This window comes from Mangrovimonas yunxiaonensis (assembly GCF_000733475.1).
In the GTDB taxonomy this organism is placed as follows: domain Bacteria; phylum Bacteroidota; class Bacteroidia; order Flavobacteriales; family Flavobacteriaceae; genus Mangrovimonas; species Mangrovimonas yunxiaonensis.
This window is the reverse complement of sequence record NZ_JPFK01000005.1, coordinates 651033-674820: the sequence shown is the minus strand read 5'-3', so window position 1 is coordinate 674820 and position 23788 is coordinate 651033. Positions and strand designations below refer to the sequence as shown.

The window sequence follows — 23788 nt, the reverse complement described above, 5'->3', positions numbered from 1 at the left end:
GGTTATAGGTTTCTTACGGCCTCTTTAAACTGTCGGCCGCGATCTTCGTAATTTTCAAACAAATCGAAACTTGCGCAAGCTGGTGATAACAACACATTATCGCCAGGCGCTGCTAGCTTATAGGCAATTTTTACAGCCTCGCTCATGAATTGGGTTTCTACCACCACATCTACCATACTGCTAAAGCTTTTTAGCAGCTTCTCGTTATCGACACCCAAACAAATGATGGCTTTTACCTTTTCGTTTACAAACGGAAAAAGCTCTTCGTAATTATTGCCTTTGTCTTCGCCACCAACAATCCAAACGGTTGGTGCTTCCATGCTTTCTAGCGCGTAATACGTTGCATTAACATTGGTCGCTTTAGAGTCGTTAATGTATTGCACCCTGTTTATTTTAAGCACATTTTCCAAACGGTGCTCTACCCCATGGAAATTCTCCAGGCTTTCGCGTATGGTTTGCTTTCTTATACGAAGTAAATGCGCCACTGTAGATGCCGCCATGGCATTTTTAACATTGTGCTTGCCCTCTAAGGCTAAATTATTTGTTGGCATATGTATTTTGTTGTTATCTATGGTTATTATTATGTTATTGTTTTCTAAATAAGCGCCTTGGCTAACGGGTTGCGTTAACGAAAACGGCAATAATGTTGATTTTACGGGATGCTTGCTTAACCAATTGGTTATGACCTTATCATCGGCATCATAAATTAAATAGTCGCTACTAGTTTGATTTTCGGCTATCCTGAATTTAGAGGCGATGTACTTTTCAAATTGATTCTCGTAGCGGTCTAAATGGTCGGGTGTAATGTTAGTAAGCACTGCTATATGCGGCTTAAACTGCTCGATATCGTCCAATTGAAAGCTGCTAATTTCCAAAACATAAACCGCCTTATCGTTAAGTAGCAGCTGTTTTGCAAAACTGTGGCCAATGTTTCCCGCCAGACCAACCTGCAATTCCTGTTTAAGAATGTGATGCGTTAAGCTGGCTGTTGTTGTTTTGCCATTGCTTCCTGTAATCCCCACTAGGGTTGCTTGGGTAAATCTGGCTGCGAATTCAATTTCTGAAACAATAGGAACTTGCTGTTCCCGCAGCTGTTTTACCAAAGGCGCCCATTCTGGAATACCAGGGCTTTTCATGACCAAATCGGCTTGCAACACTTTGGCTGCTGTATGCTGCCGTTCCTCCCATGCAATCCCATTATTTATAAGAACGTCTTTATAAGCTTGTTTTATGCTTCCCGCATCTGAAACAAACACTTCAAATCCTTTTGCCTTTCCCAAAAGTGCGGTTCCTACACCGCTCTCGCCACCACCAAGGATCACCAATCGCTTCATCTATCTGATTTTTAGCGTCACTATGGTTACTATGGCCAGTAAAATCCCTACAATCCAAAAGCGCGTAACAATCTTACTCTCGTGATATCCTAGCTTTTGATAGTGGTGGTGCAATGGCGACATTTTAAAAATACGTCGGCCTTCGCCATACTTTTTCTTGGTGTATTTAAAGTAGCCTACCTGCATGACCACCGACAGGTTTTCTGCTAGGAAAATGCCGCACAACACTGGGATTAGCCATTCTTTTCTAACAGCTATAGCAATAACCGCGATAATACCGCCTATGGTTAAGCTTCCCGTATCGCCCATAAACACTTGTGCCGGATAGGTATTGTACCACAAAAATCCTATTAACGCCCCCACAAATGCCGCGATATAAATGGTAATCTCCTCGACCTTTGGGATGTACATGATGTTTAGGTAATCGGAAAAGATGATGTTTCCCGATACCCAGGCAAAAATGCCCAAAGTCAAGACGATTATCGCCGATGTGCCTGCTGCCAGGCCATCTATTCCATCGGTGAGGTTTGCTCCGTTAGACACGGCCGTGATGATAAAAATGGCCACCAGAATGAAGATGATCCACGCGTAAGGTTTTAAGCCCGGATTAATCCAGGTAATTAAATCGGCGTAGTCAAACTCATTGCCTTTTACAAAAGGGATGGTTGTTTTGGTCGATTTTTCCTCCGGCTTAAATAGCTTGGACGGCTCTATGTCTGGGTTTTCTGCCAGCATTTCCTTTTGCTGGGCTACCGGTAATTTTTCTTTTATGGTTACATTTTGGTTAAAGTACAAGGTGGCACCAACAATAATCCCCAGACCTACTTGTCCCAGCACTTTAAACTTTCCTTTTAGCCCCTCTTTATCGTTTTTAAATTTTTTAATATAATCGTCAATAAACCCAATGGCTCCCATCCAAACGGTTGTAACCAATAAGAGAATGATGTAGATGTTTTCCAATTTGGCCATAAGCAAAACGGGAATGATAGTAGCCAGAATGATGATAATCCCTCCCATGGTGGGGGTCCCTGCTTTTTCTACCTGTCCTTCAAGCCCTAAGTCTCTTATGGTTTCGCCTACTTGTTGGCGCTGTAAAAACTTAATGATGCGCTTACCAAATATTGTGGAAATTAAGAGCGACAGAATGATTGCCACCGCAGCGCGAAAGGTTAAATACCCAAATAGCGATGCCCCTGGAACGTCGTAATGTTTTTCTAAATATTCGAATAGGTAATACAACATCTATTTTTCTATTTGCTTTAAAGTTTCTTGTACTATTTTAAAATCATCAAAATCGAAACGCTCCCCCTTAATCTCCTGATAGGTTTCATGGCCTTTACCGGCGATTAAAATAATATCGTTTGGTTGCGCCATTTGGCAGGCGGTTTTTATGGCCTGTTTTCTATCGGTAATGGACAGTATTTTTTTAATATGGGTTGGTGCTACTCCGGCTTCTACATCCTTAATAATTGCATCGGGGTCTTCGTTTCTGGGGTTGTCGCTAGTAAACACAACCTTGGTACTCAAAGCCGAAGCGATATGTCCCATTTTTGGGCGCTTGGTCTTATCTCTATTTCCACCACAACCAACTACCGTTATTAAGGTTTCGTTTTTTGTACGGATGCTGTTTATGGTTTCCAGAACGTTTTTTAGGGCATCTGGTGTATGGGCATAATCGACAATGGCTGTTATTTTCCCTTCGGATATCACATACTGAAACCGCCCAGAGACACTCTCCAGCTCGCTTATCAATCTTAAAATCTCGATACGTTCCAGCCCCAACAAATCTGCAGCACCGTAAATGGCCATGATGTTATATGCATTGAAAGTCCCTATAAGCTTTGTCCACACATCGTTATCATTAATCTTTAGCAACAAGCCGCTAAACTGATTTTCCAGAATTAACGCCCTATAATCTGCCATGCCTTTTAGGGCATAGGTGTATTTTTTTGCTTTGGTATTCTGCAACATGACGCTTCCATTTTTATCGTCGGTGTTTACCAATGCGAACGCCTGACTTGGAAGCTCGTCGAAAAAGCGTTTTTTCACATCCCTGTATTCGGCAAACGAGGCGTGGTAGTCTAAGTGATCGTGCGATAAATTGGTAAAAATCCCTCCCGCAAACTCCAGAGCTTTTGTTCTGTCTTGATGAATGCCATGAGAGCTCACCTCCATAAAGCAAAATTGCACCCCAGCATCGTTCATCATGCTTAAATAGCGGTTTATGGTTAGGGAGTCTGGCGTTGTATGGGTGGCTGCATAAGCTGTATCGTCTACCATGATTTTTACCGTAGACAACAAGCCCACTTTATACCCTGCTTTCTTAAACAATTGGTACAATAAGGTTGCAATGGTGGTCTTACCATTGGTTCCTGTTACCCCTACCAGTTTTAGGTTTTTTGAGGGCGCATTGTAGTAGTTAGAAGCCATAATGGCCAACGCTTCCGAAGTGCGTGCGACTTCCAGATACACCACATTTGGCGCGGGACGCTCTGGCATGTTTTCGCACACAACAGCAACTGCACCATTGGCAATAGCCACATCGATATAATCATGGCCATCTACCACATTTCCTGTAATGGCCACAAACACATCGTTCTTTTTTACCAGTCTAGAATCGAACTGAATGCTATTGATTGCCACATGCGTGTTCCCAATAACTGCGTTTAATCCTACTTTGTACACTATGTCTTTTAATACTCTCATTATGCTTTGATCACGACTGTTTGACCTTTTTTTAACTTTTCGCCTTTAGCGACCGACTGCGACGCCACTTCACCACTACCCTGCACTTTAACCTTAATTGACACCTCCATGTTTTCCAATAATGCTACGGCATCCATCACTGGCATTCCTACCACACTTGGCATGATTGTTTTATATGTTTGGGCGATATCGTAATACCCTTTATAGCTCTTATCTGCCACCTGACTTGCCACCTCTAAAGACTCCAACTCCTCTACAATTGGTGTTTCGGTAAATATTTTTTGGGCAATTCGTTTAAATACCGGCCCCGAAACATCGGCGCCATAATACCCTTTCTTGATGCTGGGCTTGTGTATGATGACAATGCAGGAGTACTTAGGGTTTTGAGCGGGAAAATAACCTGCAAACGACGACACATACCTCGGGTCGTCATTCCAATCGTCCATCCAATATTCTGTCTTGGCCGTTCCTGTTTTTCCTGCCATAGAGAAGTAAGGCGAATACAACGAACGCCCTGTTCCGCGCACCACCACATTCTTTAACACTTCCTGCATTTGTTTCACCGTTTCGTCTGAACAGATTTTATCATTAATAACCTGGCGGTCGAAATGCTCTATCTCGCGGTTAAGCTCCTTAACCCGTTTTATAAATCTTGGTTTTACCATAACCCCATCGTTGGCAATGGCATTGTAAAACGTTAACACCTGTAGCGGCGTTAGGCGTAGGTTATACCCATAGGCCATTGAAGGCAGTGCATTTTTACTCCAAAGCTTATGCCCCGGCCCCGGTATTACAGGATCGCCCTCGCCAATTATAGGTAAACCTAAAGGCTTGTCTAACCCCCAAGATTTCAATCTGTTTAAGAACTTTTCTGGCTGTTGGGAGTAGTTTTGATCTACAACTGTTGCCAGACCAATATTAGACGACACCTCCAAGGCCCGTGCTATTGAAATCTTACCATAGCCTCCATATTTGGAATCGGTAATATCCCTTCCGTAAAAACGTTTTCTCCCATGCCCAGTATCAACTATGGTTGCGGTATCTACCACTTTATCCTCCAAGGCCGCTGTAAGCACCATGGTTTTAAATGTAGAGCCTGGTTCATGCGACTCCCAAACGGCATAGTTGCGCTTTTCGTAATAATTCCCTTCCTCTGTCCTTGCCAAATTAGAAATCGCCCTTACTTCGCCGGTTTTAACCTCCATAACCACCACACAACCGTGTTCAGCCTTATAATATTCTAACTGCTGTAATAAGGCATGGTGCGCAATATCCTGAATGTTGCTGCTTATGGTGGTATACACATCGTAACCATCTTGTGGCTCTACCTGATTGTAATCTGCCACAGGTTTCCATTGGCCGTTTCCTATTTTTTGTTTTAAGCGCTTGCCATCAACCCCGCTTAAATACTTAGCTCCAAAGGCACCATCTAGCCCCGGACGTGTTACATTGCCCGCATCATCAACACGCTCGTAACCAATGGTTCTTTGCGCTACGCCCCCCATAGGGTATTCCCGTTTGGTGGTTTGCTCAACAATCAGCCCGCCCTTAAACGCTCCCAATTTTAAAAGCGGGAAGCTTCTAAAACGCATATAATCTGAATAGCCTACATTTCGCGCCAAAAGGTAATAGCGGTTTCGGTTTGCCCTAGCCGCTCTTAATTTTTTCTGGTAGTTGGCAGACGGTTTCCCGTAATAGACCGCCAACGAATCGGAAAGCGCTTTTATGTTTTCTTCAAATACTTTTGAGGTTGGTGTAACGGCATCGATCCTGATATCGTACTTAGGTATTGAGGTTGCCAACAGGTTGCCATCTACCGAGTAAATATTGCCCCTATTTGCGGGAATGGTCACGTTCTTCACCAAACGCTTCTCGGCCATGCTCTTGTATTTTTCGCCTTGAACAAATTGAATGCTCAAAAGTTTAAACACAATGAGTAGCGCGAAGATGAACATACATCCTGCTATAAAATACAATCGGTTTAATATGTTCTTCTCATTTACTGCCAAGCCGAACTTACTTTTTAGATTTTACTTTGATTTTTGTTGGCGGGATTTCCGAAATAAAAATCCCTTTTTCTTTCATTCTGTGCTCTACAACCGTCTCTTTTTTTAAGCCCATAAGCTCACTTCGGCCCTCTACAAATCGCGAATGCAATTCCCGCACCTCATCTTTTAGCCTTGCTACTTCGTGCACCTTCCTATCGGCGCTGTGTGAGCTGGCAATCATAATTAAGGCCAATACGGACAAAAACAGAATCATGCGCCAATTTTTAAAAGCATCATCATTAACTAAAAACTTACCTTTTAGAATGTTATAGATTTTTCTTTTCACGACACTTTATAGTTTTTCTGCCACCCGAAGCTTCGCGCTTCTCGCCCTGCTGTTCTGTTGGATTTCTGCTGCTGAAGGCACAATTAAGCCGCCCACTTTTTTTAAAGGCACCTCTACGTTGCCATAAATATCTTTTTCCGGCTCACCTTCAAACAGGCCATTTCTTATGAACCGTTTTACCAAACGATCTTCTAACGAGTGGTACGAGATGGCACTTAACCGTCCTTTGGGATTTAACAGCTCGGGCACCTGAAGCAAAAACGCCTTAATCACTTCCAACTCCTGGTTAACCTCTATTCGGAGCGCCTGATATATTTGCGCCAAAACTTTATTCTCGTGGCGATGCCCTAAAAACTTGGACAGCACCTCCTTTAACTCCTTACCTGTAGTAATCGCCTCTGTTTTTCGCTGGTGTACAATCTCCCTAGCCATTGCCGGTGCTTGCCGCAATTCGCCATATTGACGAAAAATCTCCGCTAGATGCTTCTCGTCATATTCGTTAACCACATGAAAGGCCGAAAGCTTATCGCCTTGGTTCATACGCATGTCTAGAGCGGCATCAAATCGGGTAGAAAACCCGCGTTCCGGCACATCGAACTGATGGGATGACACGCCAAAATCGGCCAAAATCCCATCGACCTTTCTCACACCGTACAGTCTTAAAAACCGCTTGATATACCTAAAATTTTCATTAATCAACACAAACCTATCGTCATCCAATGCATTTTCCAGCGCATCTTTATCCTGGTCGAAGGCAAACAACCTGCCGTGATCGCCTAGCCTGCTTAATATTTCTTTACTATGGCCACCGCCACCAAAGGTCACATCAACATACACACCATCTGCAACGATGTTTAATCCATCGACCGACTCGTGCAACAATACCGGATTATGATATTCCATCTGCTTCATCTTGACCCATTACTTCTTCGGCTAAATCGGCAAAATCCAACGCCGCATCATCAATAGCCGCTTCATATTTATCTTTATCCCAAATCTCGAGAATGTTTACTGCAGAAGACACCACAATATTTTTTGAGATGCCTGCAAAAACCACTAAATCCTTAGGGATTAACAACCTTCCAGACGCATCGACCTCTATGGGTTTTACCCCAGCCGTAAAGCGTCGAATAAAATCGTTGTTCTTTTTCTTAAATCGGTTTAATTTGTTCACTTTTTGCATAAGCGCTTGCCACTCGGCCATAGGATACAATTCCAAACACGGCTGAAACACGGCTCGCTTAAGCACAAACCCATCCTGAAGCACACCTGCCAACTGCTTTTTTAGCACAGAAGGCAACATTAACCTGCCTTTGGCGTCTACTTTGCATTCATATGTTCCTATTAATGAGTTCAAAAGCTAAACAATCTTTAAAATTCAAATATATCGAAAAATATACCACATTTTACCACAATTTCCCACTTTGTTAATAATTTTTCGATTAAAGCCTCTAAAAACCCAGCCAAAAAGCACAGCACACAGGCTTCTTCCTTGGCTTTTAACAGGTTTCAACATTGAAAGGCAACGGTGCCTTTTTGTTAATATCTCGATTTGCCATCGCGAGATGCTTGCTGCAATAATTGCTTATATTAGGAATGATTTGACTATATTTGCTCTAACGATCAAGACCAACTAATTAATGACGCATAGACTAAAAAAAGAAAAAAACTACAGCTATATTGAGGTAGGAGAAGGCACGCCAATTATTGTTTTACACGGATTAATGGGCGGGTTAAGTAATTTCGACTCTGTGACCTCACACTTTAGTCAGACCGGATACAAAATCGTCATTCCCGAACTTCCTATCTACTCCATGTCGTTGCTAAAAACCAATGTTAAAAGTTTCGCAAAATACCTGCACGACTTTATTGATTTTAAAGGTTTTGAAGAGGTTATTTTACTGGGGAATTCTCTTGGCGGCCACATTGGACTATACCATACCAAAATGTTTCCAGAGAAGGTAAAAGCACTTGTTATAACCGGGAGTTCTGGCCTATACGAAAGTGCCATGGGTAGCGGTTACACCAAGCGTAGCGACTATGAGGTGATTAAGAAAAAGGCTCAAGATGTTTTTTACGACCCCGAGGTGGCTACCAAAGCCATTGTAGACGAGGTTTACGAAACGGTAAACGACCGCAACAAACTAATAAAAACCCTAGCCATAGCAAAAAGCGCCATTAGGCACAACATGTCTAACGATTTGCCAAAAATGCACGTTCCTACCTGCATTATTTGGGGCAGGAACGACACGGTAACCCCGCCAGAGGTGGCTGAAGAATTTCATGAGCTGTTGCCAGATTCGGACCTATACTGGATTGATAAATGTGGGCATGCGGCCATGATGGAGCACCCAGAAACGTTCAACACCATTCTTGATGCGTGGCTTACTAAACGAGGCTTTTAAAACACCCCTCCTATGGATATAAAATCGGCTGAGTTTATTGTAAGTAATTCTGAGGTTAGCAAATGCCCCAACAACAATCTACCCGAATATGCCTTTATTGGACGAAGTAATGTGGGCAAATCGTCTTTGATTAATATGCTAACCGGCAAAAAAAAGTTAGCTAAAACTTCTGGAAAACCAGGAAAAACACAGCTGATTAATCACTTTTTAATAAACAAAAACTGGCATTTGGTGGACTTACCCGGTTATGGTTACGCCAGAGTTTCGAAAAGTACAAAAAAGACCTTTCAAAAATTTATTACCCAATATTTTGAAAAGCGCAAGCAGTTGGTATGCGGCTTTGTTCTTGTAGACATTAGGCACGACCCGCAACCCATCGATTTGGAATTTATGCAATGGCTGGGTGAAAACCTGATTCCATTCTCTATTGTATTTACCAAGGCCGACAAACTAAAACCCAAAGCGATTGAAAATCACATAGAAAGCTACAAAACCATTTTATTAGAATTTTGGGAAGACATGCCTAATTATTTTGTAACCTCCTCGACAAAAAATATGGGCAAGGACGAACTTTTAGGTTACATCGACAACATTAATCAGTCTTTACGAAGCTCTTAAACTTTAACTTCCAAAGCATCTCTAAGCGCATTACCCATAAGCATAAATGCCATAACCAAGACCATAATACACAGGCCGGGGATTAATGCCAGATAGGGTTTCCCTAAAATAATGTAGTTGTAGTGGTCTTTTATCATAGCACCCCAACTAGCCATGGGCGGTTGCGCCCCAATACCTAAAAAGCTCAACCCGCTTTCTATTAAGATTGCTGCTGCAAAATTGGCCGCACAGATAACAATAACGGGCGCCATAATATTGGGAAGCACATGCCTGATGATAATTCTAACATCCCCGTAGCCTAACGCTTTGGCCGCCGTAACGTATTGCATGTTTTTTACGCCTTTAATCTGCCCCCTAACCACACGAGCCACCTCGACCCACATGGTTAAACCCACCGCTATAAAAACCTGCCAAAACCCTTTTCCTAAGGCTAAGGTAATGGCTATTACCAAAAGCAAGGTTGGTATGGACCAGGTTACATTAATGAGCCACATAATTACTGCATCGGTCTTACCGCCAAAATATCCCGACAGGCTGCCCAGAACAACCCCAATAAACAATGAGATAAGCACGGCTACAAAACCAATAAAAAACGAAATCCGGGCACCCACCAAAACACGGCTCAACAAATCTCTACCATACTTATCGGTGCCAAACAAAAAGGTTTGCTTTGCAACAAAGGGTTGCTCGCCTGTTGCGGGTATTGCCAATGATTTTTGTATTCCTTTCAGGCCATCGGAAGCATATTCGGTATAAAACAGCGTATCGTTTTTAATGTGATGCGCAGAAACCGGAACACTATTAGCCACGACCTTTTTTCCAAAAAACAGTTTATTAAACAACCCCTGGTCCGATTCTAAATTAGACGGTATGCTTAGCATATCGACTTTAAATCCCGGGGCTTTGGAGTGAATGGCCAAATGCATTTGATTGGCATTTTGCGAATTATCTGGGGCAATAACATACGCAAACACGGCTATTAGCCCTATGCAGATTATAACTACCAAACTAAAAACGCCCCAAAAATTTGTCTTGAATTTTTGGAGCGCCAAAGCACTCAATGCGTTTGAATTGTAAGCCATAAATGCTTAGTCTTTTACTGTAGCTACTTTTTTAATGCTGTAAGACAGTTTTAAATCTTCTAATACATTAAGCGCTTCTTCTATATACACATCTTGGCTTAAACTTTTATGCCAACGGTTTCGCTTGTCTTCCAGCACGGTATCTTTAAGGAACATCTCCTGTTCGTAAGGCAGCGACTCGAAGGTTAAATTTGTTTGGTAGTCTGCAATTTTATCAAACATTTTGGCCACCGCTTCATTTTCCTCCAGTTTACTGGCATACGCTTCGTAATTTAGCGGATGTGTCGTTTCGTCCATGCGCTCTTTTACCCATTTCGCATTCTCGTCTATAAGCTTTAATTGGCTGTTGTTGCGCATTCGCGCTTCACTGTTCTTTATGGCTTCTTCGTAATCGTAATAGCCATCCCAAAAGGCGTGGTCTACAGATTCTATCTTATCGTAAGGCAATGGATTTTCAAGATCCTTTTCACCCACGTTTATATACGAATACCTATCTGGAACAACAACATCGCTTTTAACGCCTTCCAATTGTGTTGAACTACCGTTAACACGGTAAAATTTCTGGGTGGTTATTTTAAGCGCTCCCAAATCGCCATCCCTATTATTTCGCACCATACGGTTTAAGTCCAAAACATTTTGAACTGTTCCTTTACCATAAGTTTGTTTGCTTCCTATAATAATTCCACGCTTGTAATCTTGCATGGCGGCAGCTAGGATTTCTGATGCTGAGGCAGACAGTTCGTTAACCATAATCACCAAAGGACCATCCCACACAATAGAGCGGTCTTTATCCTTTAATATTTCTTTTGGTTCGCCTGTTGATCTCACTTGAACAATAGGACCATCTTTAATAAACAGCCCGGCAATATCGACAACTGTTTGCAGGGAACCTCCGCCATTGTTTCTTAAGTCTAACACCAAGCCTTCTACGCCTTGTTCCTTTAAGCGTTCGATTTCCTTTTTAACATCGGAAGCAGCATTTCGGTTTTTATAATCTTCGAAATCCACATAAAACTTAGGCAAGTTTATCACCCCAAATGTCTGGTTGTTTTTCTTTACTATTGAAGATTTTGCATAGGTTTCTTCCAGCTCGACAACATCTCTTACAATAGCAATCTCTTCGTGGGTACCATCGACCTTCTTAACCGTTAAGATAACCTTAGTCCCTTTTGGACCTTTAATTAGTTTAATGGCATCGTCTAGGCGCATGCCTACAATATTCACCGCCTCTTCTTCAAACTCTTGACGAACTTTTACAATAATGTCGCCCACTTCCAGCTCTTGTCCTCGCCATGCGGGCCCACCAGAAATTAGCTCGACTATTTTGGTATTGTCCATACGCTTTTGAAGTCTAGCGCCAATGCCTTCTAATTTGCCCGACATTTGCTGATCGAAACGGTCCTTATCTTCTGGAGCAAAATAGAATGTGTGTGGGTCGAACGCTTCTACTATCGCATTAACATACATGGCAAACCAATCTTTTCGCAACAGGTCGTCTACATAATCGGTATAGTAGTTGTCTATGGTTTTCAGGGTTTCTTCCCTGGCCTCTTTTTCTAGTGCTTCTATGGTTTTTGGCGCTGCGTTGACTTCGTCTTCTGCGGCGGTCTCGGCATTGTTTCGCTCCTGCATTAAGGCATCGTAATTGGCTAAATTAGAAAACTTAAGCTGTTTTCTCCAACGGTCTTTTAGCAGGCGTTTGCTTTTTACATAATCTTGGTTTTCGTAATCGGAGCTATACGTTTCATCCAAGGTATAATTGAAAGGCTGGGCCAAAACCTCTTTATAAATAATTTTGGCTTCGTCTATTCTTTGTATGAGCCTATCGTAGGTTAGGTTAAAAAACGAAATATCGTTAGACCTGAGTTGGTCGTCTATTTCGTATTTATAGGCTTCGAACTCTTTAATGTCCGATTTTATAAAATACCTTTTTAACGGATCGAGTTGTTCTAAATAAGCATCAAACACACCTTCGGAAAAATCGTCGTTTAAATCTTTAGGATCGAAATGCCCACGCTCCAAAACAAAGGTGATCACCTGTACCAACAGCTTGTCCTTGTCTGGATTCTCAAACTTTTTGGACGTAAAACTGCATGACGCAAATGCCAATAAGAGCATTAACATCAATATTCTATAATTACTTTTCATAAATCTTATCATCATTTTTTTAAACCTACTTAGCATTTTGGGCACTATAAAGACACGACCCTCTTTTTTTAAACATTTTTAAGAAACACTAATTTAAAGGAAAAAACCATGCCAATAAAATGTATTGGCGCTAATTTTTTGTTAAACGGGATAATTTCATGCTTTACATCAGATTTTATGTATTTTAGCCTACATAAAAACACCACCTAAAAATGTCTAAAAAACCGCTTATTTTAGTCACCAATGACGATGGTATTACAGCGCCTGGTATTCGAGCATTAATCGAAGCCATGAAAACGCTTGGCGATGTTGTGGTTGTCGCGCCAGACAGCCCACAAAGCGGCATGGGCCATGCCATTACCGTTAATTCGACCTTGCACCTTGATCGCGTCACCATAGACCAAGGCGACCAACCCGAATACAGCTGTTCTGGCACACCCGCCGATTGCGTTAAACTGGCCGTTAGAGAGATTATGGATCGGCAACCCGACATTTGCGTATCGGGTATTAACCACGGCGCCAACTCATCGATAAACGTTATCTATTCTGGCACTATGAGTGCTGCCTTAGAAGCTGGCATTGAAGGGATTCCTGCCATTGGCTTTTCGCTTTGCAACTACAACTACAACGCCAATTTTGATGCAGCCAAGCACTATGCCAAACAAATTGTTGCAAAAGCATTGGCAGAAGGCATTCCTAAGGATGTTGTTTTAAACGTTAATTTTCCAGACGTTCCACAAAAGGACATTAAAGGCATAAGAATTTGCCGCCAAGCCAAAGCCAATTGGATTGAGGAGTTCGACAAACGCCAAACCCCTCATGGCAAGGATTACTATTGGCTTACTGGAACCTTTGTAAACCAAGACAATGGGCAGGACACCGATGAATGGGCCTTGGAAAACAATTACATTTCTATAGTTCCGGTACAGTTTGACCTTACAGCACACCACAGCATACAAACTTTAAACTCTTGGGATTTTAATGACTAAAAAAGAAGTATTCATAGGCTTTATTATTGGTTTGGCAGCAAATGCTGTCGGGCTATTTATCGCTGCCTTGTTGTACAACAACAACGGCTCGGTTTTCAACAACATTAAAGCCGCTTCGGTGCATGGCAATCTTGGGCAGCTTATTAGTTTTGGAGCCGCTATAAACCTTTTGGTATTTTTCTTATTTTTAAGAAAAAAACACGAGTACCGTGCACGTGGCGTGTTACTGGCTACACTTTTTGCAGCCCTATTAACATTGGCCATTAAGTTTTTTTAACCCTATTTTTAATTAATGAAATATTACATTATTGCAGGAGAAGCCTCTGGAGACTTACACGGCGCCAACTTAATGAAAGCGCTACTAAGGCAGGATGTAAATGCCGAATTTAGGTTTTGGGGCGGCGATTTAATGCGCCAGGTTAGCAACAGCCTTATAAAGCACTATAAGGATCTTGCCTTTATGGGGTTTGTAGAGGTTTTACTAAACCTTAAAACCATTGCTAAAAACCTGTCGTTTTGTAAAAAAGATATTGCTGCATACCAACCCGATGTTATTATTTTTATTGATTACCCGGGGTTTAACCTAAGAATTGCCAAATGGGCCAAAGTCCAAGGCTATAAGACTCACTACTACATTTCCCCACAAATTTGGGCCTGGAAAGAAAGCAGGATAAAAGCCATAAAACGGGACGTTGACAAGATGTATGTTATTCTTCCTTTTGAAAAGGATTTTTATGAGACAAAACACCACTACCCTGTTCATTTTGTGGGCCACCCACTAATCGATGCTATTGCCAACCGGGTACAGGTAGATGAATACGAATTTAGGGCAGACCACGAACTTAACGAAAAGCCTATTATTGCCATTTTACCTGGCAGCCGAAAGCAAGAGATAAAAAAAATGCTCTCGGTTATGTTGGAGATGCCGCAATATTTCCCAAACTATCAGTTTGTTATTGCCGGAGCTCCCAGCCAGGATTATGAGTTTTACAAACCGTTTATTAAAAGCGATCAAGTTCATTTTGTATCGAACAAGACCTACGACCTTTTAAGTGTTTCTACAGCGGCCTTGGTTACCTCTGGAACGGCTACCCTAGAAACGGCTTTGTTTAAAGTTCCCGAAGTGGTTTGCTACAAAGGCAGCTGGCTGTCTTACCAAATTGGGAAACGTCTTGTTAAGCACATTAAGTACATTTCATTAGTTAATTTAATTATGGATCGGGAGGTGGTTGTGGAGTTAATTCAAGGCGACTTTAACAAACGCCGCCTAAAACAAGAACTGGCTCTTATTCTCGATCAAGAAAAACGCACCGAGCTTTTTATGGCCTATTACGATCTGGAAGCCAAACTTGGCGGTAAAGGCGCCAGTAAGAAAACCGCAACTTTAATTTACGATACGATTGCCAATACCCCATGAAAAAACAAATTCTCATACTTACTTTAATCTTATTATTTTCATCCTGTAAATCTACCAAGGGCACTAAAGTCGTTACCAAACGCAGCGATCGACCAACGCCAACAACGCCCCAAGTAGCCACAACGCCTGAAAAAACAGCAGCTATTCCGGCAGCCCCCTACAACAGCAAGACCGTGAATAGCATCATCTCTGAAGCACAAACCTACAATGGTGTAAAATACAAATACGGTGGTGACACCAAGCGTGGTATAGATTGCTCTGGATTGATTACCACGGCTTTTAAACGTGAAAACATTTTGCTTCCTAGGTCGACCTCTAGTTTATCTTCCCATGGTGATTGGATTGCCCTAAAAGAGGTTCAAAAGGGGGATTTATTGTTTTTTGCCACAAAAAAGAACAGCCGCCAGATAAACCACGTAGGCCTAGTTACCGCTTCGCGCCCTGGCCATGTGGAGTTCATCCATTCGACGACCAGCCGTGGGGTAATCACCTCTAAGCTTTCGGAAAAATATTGGTATTTCGCCTTCGTACAAGCCAGACGGGTCCTCTAAAACATATCTCGCTTATTTTTAGTAACTTACACTATGAAGTTACTAGACTTTGTTATTGTTAAGCTAACACTTGCACTCCTTTTAGGCATTATAGCGGGCGTATATTTAAACGCTGCAAGCAGTGTTGTTTATACCGCTCTTGGCATTGCCTTATTTGCTTTAGGAGGCGCTTATTTGATGTACAAAAACACTTCAAAAAAGACCATTTGGTTTGGAGTCATAACCTATTTAACCACCTTTTTTCTCGGAATGGCTACGGTTAACCTACATCACGAAAACAATCTAAAATCCCATTATTCCCAAGTCATCCATTTAGATAGCGCAGCAAGAACCCGGCTTATTTTTAAGGTGAAAACGTCTTTAAAACCGGGAAACTATCACCAAAAATATGTTGTTGAACTTCTTGAAATTGGCCCCCATAAAGTCACTGGAAATGTACTGCTTAATGTTAAAAAGGATAGTTTGCAACACCCGTTAATCACCGATGGCATATATGCAACAAAAACGGCACTGGCTCCTATTGCAGCTCCTTTAAACCCTTATCAGTTTGACTATGGTGCTTATTTAAAGAAGCGCTACATCTACCATCAAATATTTTGCGACCCAAGGGAGTTGCTTACTGTAAGCACAAAAACATCTACCCTATCTGGTATTGCCTACAACATAAGAACTCAGATTAACAACAAACTGGCCATATACAACTTTCATCCTGATGTTTTGGCCATTACAAACGCCCTTATTTTGGGGCAACGCCAAACCATTAATCAAGACATCTACAGCAATTACACCAATGCGGGTGCCGTGCATATTTTAGCGGTTTCGGGGCTACATGTTGGTATTATTCTCATTATTTTAAACGTTCTTTTCCGACCGATTTCACGCTTAAAACACGGCAACACCCTAAAAATTTGCCTATTAGTTGTTTGCCTTTGGAGCTTTGCTATTATCGCGGGGCTTTCTGCTTCGGTAATTCGTGCCGTTTCCATGTTTACAGCTGTTGCCATTGCCATAAACTTAAAAAAGCCTACAAACACCTTAAACATTCTTGCCATTTCTGCCTTTGTATTGCTGCTAATAAACCCCTTATTTTTATTTCATGTGGGCTTTCAATTGAGCTATCTGGCCGTGATTGCCATAGTGACTATCAATCCCTTACTACGGCAATTATACAAACCCCGATGGGCCTTAGACAAGTTGTTTTGGAATATTAGCACGGTATCCTTTTCTGCCCAAGTTGGCGTAGCACCCATTGCCCTATATTATTTTCATCAGTTTCCGGGGTTGTTCTTTGTTTCCAACCTTGTTATTTTGCCTGTACTTGGCACTATTTTAAGCCTGGGTATCCTTTTAATGGTGTTGGCTCTAATGCATGTTAACCTCCCCTTCTTAGCGATAATTTATGCGTTTCTTATAAACAGTATGAACCGTTTAGTCGCATGGATAGCCAAGCAAGAGGCTTTTCTTTTTGACAACATTCCGTTTAATTTATGGCATGTACTGGCCACTTATATCTTGATTATTTTAGGGGTGTCCCTGCTGCAATCTAAACATAAGGCTAGGTTTGTAGTCCCAATTCTAGCAACCGTATTTTTATTTCAGTTGGTGTTTATAGGCACGAAAAAGAAACACAGCAAAACCAGCTTGGTTATTTTTCATAAAAGCCGCCACAGCATTATTGGGCACAATGCTGGAGGCACACTCGCCATTGATCACAATTTGCCTTATGATGACGCTAAAACCCTATCCCTAATTAAAAATTACGAAGTTGGGGCTCATGTTGCTGAAACGACATACGATTCTTTAAAATCCTTTTATGTGGTAAACAACAAACTTCTACTTGTTGTTGATAGTTTAGGCATTTACAACACCAAAACGCTAACTCCTGATATTATTTTACTAAGAAACTCCCCTAAAATAAACTTAACGCGCTTAATCAACGCTATTCAACCCGAACTCATTATCGCGGATGGCAGCAACTACAAGTCGTATGTTGCGCGTTGGAAAACCACGTGTAGAATGCAAAAACTCCCTTTTCATTATACTTATGAAAAGGGAGCTTTTATTGTTTCTTATTAATTTTTTAATTTGAAAACTCTGGCGTAAAGCCTTGATAGTAGGCATTAAATTTTTCCTGAGTATCCATTTCCACATGCTTGTTATCTTTAAACAGTTTTAAATAAAGTTCTAACTGCTGTGGTGTTTTATAGCCTATTACCGGGGTTAACAAATTGGCCTGTTCGTCTAGGAATACTAATGTAGGGTATGATCTAATACTAAAATATCTAGACAATTGGTGGGGCGAATTACGCCTGTTGGCCTTAGCCGGATCGTAACCCGGGTTGGTAAATGTATTGCCCTTAAAACGCACTTCCTCGTTGCCTTCGGCATTAAATTTTACCGCGTAGTAGTGCTTGTTAATGTAATTGATAACGTCTTTATTGCTAAAGGTGTTTCTATCTAACATTTTACACGGTCCGCACCATTTGGTATACGCATCTAAAATAATTTTTTTAGGTGATTTTTTCTGAAGCTTCACGGCCTCTTCCAAAGAGACCCAATTAATTTCCTGTGCCGATAACGTGCCCACAAAAAGGCATACCGCTAGAACGGCTATAACATTTGTTTTCATAATTATAGTTGTTGCAAAAATGGTTCCTAACTTACAAAAAATGCTCCAAGAATGGAGCATTTTTGTGTTATTTTAACGGTTTTATCGATTAACGAATTCCGTGCATGAGTTTTTTAAGTATCGGGTTTAGGATTATCGATACAATACCTGCACCTATTGGAATTAGTGTAAAAATCAAAAAGAACGTACTTAAAGAGTACTCTTCAGAAATCTTATCGATCATACCTCCCATAGTTCCTGCGGCTTTTTGGCCTACGGCTATGGCCAAATACCAAACACCAAACATAAACCCGATCATTCTTGCTGGCACAAGCTTGCTTAAGTATGAGAGTCCAACCGGCGAAATACACAATTCGCCCATGGTGTGAAACAGATATGCCACAATTAAGAATACCATGCTTACAGAAGCTGTTTTAGCCCCTTGCGGGATGTCTCCTGTACCGTAAGAAAGGAAGGCAAAACCTAGTCCTAATAGTATTAGGCCAATTCCGTATTTCATGGCCGCACTAGGGTTGTATTTGCTTTCCCACCATCTTGAAAACAACGGTGCTAAAGTAATAATGAAGAACGAGTTTAAAATCCCGAACCAAGTGGCATCTACTTCGTTTCCTTCTTGCGAAAACTTATCTACCAAACGGTAAATAACCAAAGCCCAGATACCAACAAAAGCTACACCTAAAATAATATTCGACAAGGCAATTCGGTTAAAGGTTTTCTTAGCTAAAAGAAATAAAACCCACGTTATTATAATTAACGGCACCGTGGTTAGTAAGGCATCTACAATTTTAAAAACCATGGCCGATGATCCTACTAAAGACCTATCGGTATAATCTCTGGCAAAAAGGGTCATGGATCCTAACGACTGCTCGAAAAAAGCAAAGAAAAACACCGTGAACAACCCAAAAACCGACACCGCTATAATACGGTCTCTTACAATGGGCATATACCGTGCTATTCTAGTAATTAACAAGACCAAAAACATGGCCAATGCCGCCAATACCACTACATTAGAACCACTTAATCCACCTATTTCGAACGGTAGCATGTTTAGGTTTCCAATTTTTTCTAAGGGATCATTAAACAAATACAGTAGTCCCCCTATTGAAGACAACACGATTAATACCTTATCGAAAAGTGTAAAAGGGTTTAATTTTGTTTCTTCTTTAGTTTCTTCGTGTTCTTGTGGGTGTTCTTCGTTAATGTTTTGTGGCAGCTCTACTTCATGTATTTTGCTTGGCTTGGCACCAACGCTTCCAAACAACTTACCGGCCAACAAAAACTGCAACATCCCCAAAAGCATGAAGATACCAGCAAGACCAAAGCCCCAAGACCATCCGAAATTTTCTGCCAAATACCCACAAAGCATCATTCCAAAGAAAGCCCCTGCATTTACCCCCATGTAAAATATGGTATAAGCGCCGTCTTTTTTAGACTCTTTCCCTTTATACATGGTCGAGATTATTGACGTGATGTTCGGCTTAAAAAAACCTGTACCAATAACCAATAAGGCTAAACCTACGTAAAACATAACCGTGGTCTCTATTGCCATTGCGGCGTGCCCTAGGGTCATGATAATACAACCTAAAACCACAGCCATACGGTAGCCTGTAATTTTATCGGCTACCCAGCCCCCTATAATTGGAGTTAAATATAAAAGCGAGGCATAGGTTCCTATTAAGGCTAATGCATTTTCGCGTGGCCATTCCCAGCCTGGGTTGTCGCTTAATATGGGTGCCGTTAAAAACAGCACCAAAAGGATTCGCATCCCATAAAACGAAAAGCGTTCCCACATCTCGGTAAAAAACAGCACGAATAGCGCTGCTGGGTGCCCAATTACTTTATCCTTAAATAAATTTTCAATATCCGTATTCATTGTTTGTATTGTTGGTTAGTTTAGTTTGTTGTCTGCCAGTTGCTGGCCTTGAGGCAATTCTTCAGCCATTTCTCTTTCGTTATCTTCTACACCATGGGTAAGAACTTCCAGTTTCTTTCTAAATAACATAACAATACACCCGAAAATCACACAAAACACAGCAATTCCGGTAAAAATGGTAAACTCACCAAACTCAGAGGCCGATTCTCCTAACAATCCAGCCAGTTTGTTCCCGAAGCCCGTCATAGCAAAAAATACCCCCATCATTAACGAGGCGTATTTTAATGGGGCTAATTTGGTAATATACGATAAGGCTACTGGCGAGATACAAAGTTCTCCAATGGTGTGGAATAAATATGCCAACACCAACCAATACATGGCCGATGAGCCTGTACTCTCTAATTGCGATGAGGCAGCAGACATAAAGAAAAAGCCGGTTCCCATAATAATTAGACCTATAATCATTTTAAACAAGGATGTAGAAACTTTTCCTTTTAATTTTCTTTTGGCCCAAAATCCTGCTACAGTTGTTCCTAAAAATATAATGAACATGGCATTTAACGACTGGAACCATGACGCTGGAACTTCCCAGCCCATTAACATCCTGTTGGTGTTATCCATGGCATAAATGTTCATAAGACCACCTGCTTGTTCGAAGGCACCCCAAAAAACAATTACCAATAAGAAAGAAATGAGCAATACAACTATTCTATCTTTTTCAATTTTAGTTAGTGGTCTGTTTACAGCCTCTTTATCTGCTTCGTTATCTGAAGTTCCTATAAAGTTACCCACATATTTTAAGTGCTTTTGACCCAGCACGTATTGTAGCAATCCTAAGGCCATACCAATTCCAGCAAGACCAAAACCGTAATGCCAGCCGTGAACTTCGCCCACATAACCTACAATTAAACTCGACAGGAATGCCCCTACGTTAATTCCGATATAGAAAATGGTAAATCCTTTATCTCTTCTAATATCGCCCGGTTTGTAAAGCCCTCCTACCATGGTAGAGATGTTAGGCTTAAGCATGCCTACACCGGCGATAATAAGACCTAGACCCGTATAAAACGCCCACATTTGTTCGATGGCCAAAACGCTGTGTCCTGCTACCAATAAAATTCCGCCATAAAGCACCGATTTTTTTTGTCCTAAAAACTTATCGGCAATCCAACCGCCTGGTATCGAAGCCACATAAACCAACATGGTATACCAACCGTACAGCGCTAGGGCTTCGGCATTTGTCCATCCTAATCCAGCATTGGCATCGGTGGTTTGCGCCACCAAATAAAGTACCAGGATGGCTCGCATTCCGTAATAGGAGAAGCGTTCCCACATTTCGGTAAAAAATAAAACATACAATCCTATTGGATGCCCAAAGAGTTCTTTTTGTTTAATCGAATTGGCTTGATCTGACATAAATTTTATATTAGTTAGTTTGGTTATTATAATTTAATTTTCACTTGATCGTTTTCTTCTGAAGCGTCGTTTTTAAGCTTATCGCCTAGGGTGTTGTCTATGAAGTTGGTCATTTTCTTATATAGGTGCAATCGGGTATTGCCGCCATAAATTCCATGATTATCGTCTGGATAAACCATCCATTCAAACTGTTTATCGGCTTGAATTAGCGCTTCTACCATACGCATGGTATTTTGCAAATGCACATTGTCATCGGCCGAGCCATGGATTAATAAAAAGTCGCCCTTCAACTTATCGACATGACTTAATGGTGAGTTGTCATCATAGCCGCTAGGGTTTTCCTGTGGTGTGGTCATGTAGCGTTCGGTATAGATGGTATCGTAAAACCTCCAGCTTGTTACAGGCGCAACAGCAATGGCCATTTTAAACACATCGTTGCCTTTAAACAGGGCATTACTACTCATAAAACCACCGTAGCTCCAGCCCCAGATTCCAATTCTAGACGCATCGATATAAGGCCGCTCGCCCAATTTTTTTGCGGCTGCTATTTGGTCTTCCACTTCGTATTTTCCTAATTCTTTTTGGGTAACCTTTTTAAACTCGGCCCCTTTAAACCCGGTACCGCGACCATCTATACAAACAATAATGTAGCCTTTTTGCGCTAACATTTGATACCAATAATCGTTTGCCCCATTCCAGCGGTTTGCCACCTGCTGCGATCCTGGCCCCGAGTATTGATACATAAGCATGGGGTATTGTTTTTTTGCATCGAAATTGGCGGGTTTTACCATCCACATGTTTAGGTCGTTACCATTTATGTTTATGGTGGTAAATTCCTTTTCTGACGTTTTATAGTCTAACAGTTTTTCGGCTAGCTTATCGTTGTCTTTAATGCTTTTTATTAAATCGCCGCTTGCCGCATTGTTTAAGGTGTATTCTGGCGGCGTAGTAGCATTGGAGAACGTATTGATGAAGTATGAAAAATCGGCACTAAATGCAGCGCTATTGGTCCCTTCGCTTTTTGTTAAACGCACTTTGTCTCTACCGTTTAATTTAATGGCGTAAACGTCTCTGTTGATTGAGCCATTTTCGGTAGATTGATAAAAGATTCTTTCGGTTTTAGGATCGTACCCATAATAGTTGGTAACTTCCCAATTACCTAGCGTTACCTGATTGATTAACTTGCCGTCTTTACTGTAGTGGTAAATGTGGTTAAACCCATCTTTCTCGCTAGTCCATATAAAGCTATTGTCTTTAAGAAAGGTTAGGTTATCGGTAACGTCTACATAGGCCTTATCGGTCTCTTCCAGCACCAGTTTGGTCTTGTTGTTGTTTTTGGTGTTTATCATCCACAAATCCAACTCATTTTGGTGTCTGTTCATAAACTGTGCACTTAGCACATCGCTATCCTTGGTCCATTTAATTCTAGGAATATAAAAATCGTTGTAGTCTTTGCTTACCTGTATTTCGTTAAGCTTATCCGATTTCAGATCGTACAGATGTAACGATACCACAGCATTGGCCTCGCCAGCCTTAGGGTACTTAAACTCTTGTTGGTCTGGGTAAAGTCCTGTACCGTAAACATCCATAGAAAATTCTGGCACTGCACTTTCATCAAAGCGTATAAAAGCAATTCTATCTCCAGAGGCATTCCATTGAAACGCTCTTACAAAGGCAAATTCCTCTTCGTAAACCCAATCTGTAATCCCGTTAATTATTTTATTCACTTCGCCATCGAAGGTTATTTGCTTGGTTGCTCCCGAGTTTAAATCCTTTACAAAAAGGTTGTTTTTGTAGGCATAAGCCACTTTACTACCATCTGGCGAAAAGGTAGGCTCCTGAATTTTTTTATTAGCCACCAAGGTGGTGTTTTGTGTGTTTGTATCGTAAACAACATATTTCCCAACGGTAGAGTGTCTATAAATAGATTCGACCTCTGAGGCTAGTAAAAGTTTGCTTTCATCTTGGCTAAACGTATAGTTGGTAAAATATTGCATTTGTTCAATATTGGCCGAACTCACCAAAGTTTTCACTTTCGCTAAGGTTTTATAATCGTACACATCTACAGAGGTGCTTCGTGCTTGTCGGTCAAAATTTAAAACCGAATATTGTTGGCCATTTTTCATGGAGTGTAACGCATCCATACGCTGTGTAGAAAACGTTCCATTCCAAATTTCATCTAATGTTATGTCCTTTTCTTGAGCAGTTACCAAGGTTATGGCAAAAAAGAAAATGAGGGGCAAAGACTTCAAAAATCCCATGAATTATTTTTTTTGGTAAAATGTC

20 protein-coding genes are annotated in these 23788 nt (G+C 41.3%); 7 read left to right on the top strand and 13 right to left on the bottom strand.

The features are described 5' to 3' along the window. Positions 1-2 precede the first annotated feature (2 nt). The 7 genes from murD to mraZ all read right to left on the bottom strand — a co-directional run bounded on the left by murD (position 3) and on the right by mraZ (position 7731). The gene (gene murD / locus IA57_RS07165) at positions 3-1334 is read right to left on the bottom strand and encodes a UDP-N-acetylmuramoyl-L-alanine--D-glutamate ligase (protein ID WP_036121181.1); all 1332 of its coding nucleotides are present in this window, start codon (positions 1332-1334) and stop codon (positions 3-5) included. Further along, positions 1335-2576 carry a phospho-N-acetylmuramoyl-pentapeptide-transferase gene (mraY, locus tag IA57_RS07160; protein WP_036121179.1) on the bottom strand — a complete coding sequence of 414 codons (1242 nt, stop codon included), beginning with the start codon at positions 2574-2576 and terminating at the stop codon, positions 1335-1337. Beyond that, positions 2577-4040 carry a UDP-N-acetylmuramoyl-L-alanyl-D-glutamate--2,6-diaminopimelate ligase gene (locus tag IA57_RS07155; RefSeq protein ID WP_036121176.1) on the bottom strand — a complete coding sequence of 488 codons (1464 nt, stop codon included), beginning with the start codon at positions 4038-4040 and terminating at the stop codon, positions 2577-2579. Then, a complete protein-coding gene (locus IA57_RS07150; RefSeq protein WP_051881001.1) occupies positions 4040-5995 on the bottom strand; it encodes a penicillin-binding protein in 1956 nt (651 codons plus the stop codon). The genes IA57_RS07155 and IA57_RS07150 overlap by 1 nt, the downstream gene beginning before the upstream one ends. 61 nt (positions 5996-6056) lie before the next feature. Beyond that, positions 6057-6374 carry an FtsL-like putative cell division protein gene (locus IA57_RS07145; protein WP_036121170.1) on the bottom strand — a complete coding sequence of 106 codons (318 nt, stop codon included), beginning with the start codon at positions 6372-6374 and terminating at the stop codon, positions 6057-6059. A 6-nt stretch (positions 6375-6380) separates the two neighbouring features. Next, the gene (gene rsmH / locus IA57_RS07140; protein ID WP_036121411.1) at positions 6381-7277 is read right to left on the bottom strand and encodes a 16S rRNA (cytosine(1402)-N(4))-methyltransferase RsmH; all 897 of its coding nucleotides are present in this window, start codon (positions 7275-7277) and stop codon (positions 6381-6383) included. Beyond that, positions 7264-7731, bottom strand: coding sequence for a division/cell wall cluster transcriptional repressor MraZ (gene mraZ / locus IA57_RS07135; RefSeq protein WP_036121168.1), 468 nt, complete (start codon positions 7729-7731; stop codon positions 7264-7266). Before mraZ ends, rsmH begins: the two co-directional genes overlap by 14 nt. Positions 7732-8014: 283 nt before the next feature. On the opposite strand from mraZ, the gene IA57_RS07130 reads away from it, so the two are divergent. Beyond that, positions 8015-8779 carry an alpha/beta fold hydrolase gene (locus tag IA57_RS07130; RefSeq protein WP_036121165.1) on the top strand — a complete coding sequence of 255 codons (765 nt, stop codon included), beginning with the start codon at positions 8015-8017 and terminating at the stop codon, positions 8777-8779. 12 nt (positions 8780-8791) lie between these two features. Continuing rightward, the gene (yihA, locus tag IA57_RS07125; protein ID WP_036121162.1) at positions 8792-9397 is read left to right on the top strand and encodes a ribosome biogenesis GTP-binding protein YihA/YsxC; all 606 of its coding nucleotides are present in this window, start codon (positions 8792-8794) and stop codon (positions 9395-9397) included. On the opposite strand, the gene IA57_RS07120 is transcribed toward yihA, so the two are convergent. Both IA57_RS07120 and IA57_RS07115 read right to left on the bottom strand, forming a co-directional pair. Then, positions 9394-10479, bottom strand: coding sequence for an ABC transporter permease (locus IA57_RS07120; protein ID WP_036121160.1), 1086 nt, complete (start codon positions 10477-10479; stop codon positions 9394-9396). The two genes, yihA and IA57_RS07120, sit on opposite strands and share 4 nt — an antisense overlap. 6 nt (positions 10480-10485) lie before the next feature. Next, positions 10486-12627: a carboxy terminal-processing peptidase gene (locus IA57_RS07115; RefSeq protein ID WP_036121409.1), complete on the bottom strand. Its 2142-nt coding sequence runs from the start codon at positions 12625-12627 to the stop codon at positions 10486-10488. A 212-nt stretch (positions 12628-12839) separates the two neighbouring features. Here IA57_RS07115 and surE point away from each other — a divergent pair, with 212 nt between their 5' ends. Genes surE through IA57_RS07090 form a run of 5 tightly spaced genes read left to right on the top strand, consistent with a single transcriptional unit; the run spans position 12840 to position 17660 of the window. Next, positions 12840-13616: a 5'/3'-nucleotidase SurE gene (gene surE / locus IA57_RS07110; protein ID WP_036121157.1), complete on the top strand. Its 777-nt coding sequence runs from the start codon at positions 12840-12842 to the stop codon at positions 13614-13616. Beyond that, on the top strand, positions 13609-13893 hold the full coding sequence (locus IA57_RS07105) for a hypothetical protein (protein WP_036121154.1): 285 nt from the start codon (positions 13609-13611) through the stop codon (positions 13891-13893). Before surE ends, IA57_RS07105 begins: the two co-directional genes overlap by 8 nt. A 15-nt stretch (positions 13894-13908) precedes the next feature. After that, positions 13909-15033: a lipid-A-disaccharide synthase gene (lpxB, locus tag IA57_RS07100; RefSeq protein WP_036121151.1), complete on the top strand. Its 1125-nt coding sequence runs from the start codon at positions 13909-13911 to the stop codon at positions 15031-15033. After that, positions 15030-15584 (top strand): C40 family peptidase, encoded by a 555-nt coding sequence (locus tag IA57_RS07095; RefSeq protein ID WP_036121149.1) that lies wholly within the window; start codon positions 15030-15032, stop codon positions 15582-15584. The genes lpxB and IA57_RS07095 overlap by 4 nt, the downstream gene beginning before the upstream one ends. A gap of 33 nt (positions 15585-15617) precedes the next feature. After that, positions 15618-17660 carry a ComEC/Rec2 family competence protein gene (locus tag IA57_RS07090; RefSeq protein ID WP_036121146.1) on the top strand — a complete coding sequence of 681 codons (2043 nt, stop codon included), beginning with the start codon at positions 15618-15620 and terminating at the stop codon, positions 17658-17660. Between the two features lie 4 nt (positions 17661-17664). Here IA57_RS07090 and IA57_RS07085 read toward each other — a convergent pair whose 3' ends face one another. From IA57_RS07085 to IA57_RS07070, 4 genes are all read right to left on the bottom strand, one after another. After that, on the bottom strand, positions 17665-18213 hold the full coding sequence (locus IA57_RS07085) for a thioredoxin family protein (RefSeq protein ID WP_036121144.1): 549 nt from the start codon (positions 18211-18213) through the stop codon (positions 17665-17667). 88 nt (positions 18214-18301) lie between these two features. Then, positions 18302-20086: a peptide MFS transporter gene (locus IA57_RS07080; RefSeq protein ID WP_036121142.1), complete on the bottom strand. Its 1785-nt coding sequence runs from the start codon at positions 20084-20086 to the stop codon at positions 18302-18304. A gap of 15 nt (positions 20087-20101) precedes the next feature. Continuing rightward, complete coding sequence (locus IA57_RS07075) at positions 20102-21502, bottom strand: peptide MFS transporter (protein WP_036121139.1); 1401 nt, start codon at positions 21500-21502, stop codon at positions 20102-20104. Positions 21503-21528: 26 nt separating this feature from the next. After that, on the bottom strand, positions 21529-23763 hold the full coding sequence (locus tag IA57_RS07070; protein ID WP_036121137.1) for a S9 family peptidase: 2235 nt from the start codon (positions 23761-23763) through the stop codon (positions 21529-21531). Positions 23764-23788 lie beyond the last annotated feature (25 nt).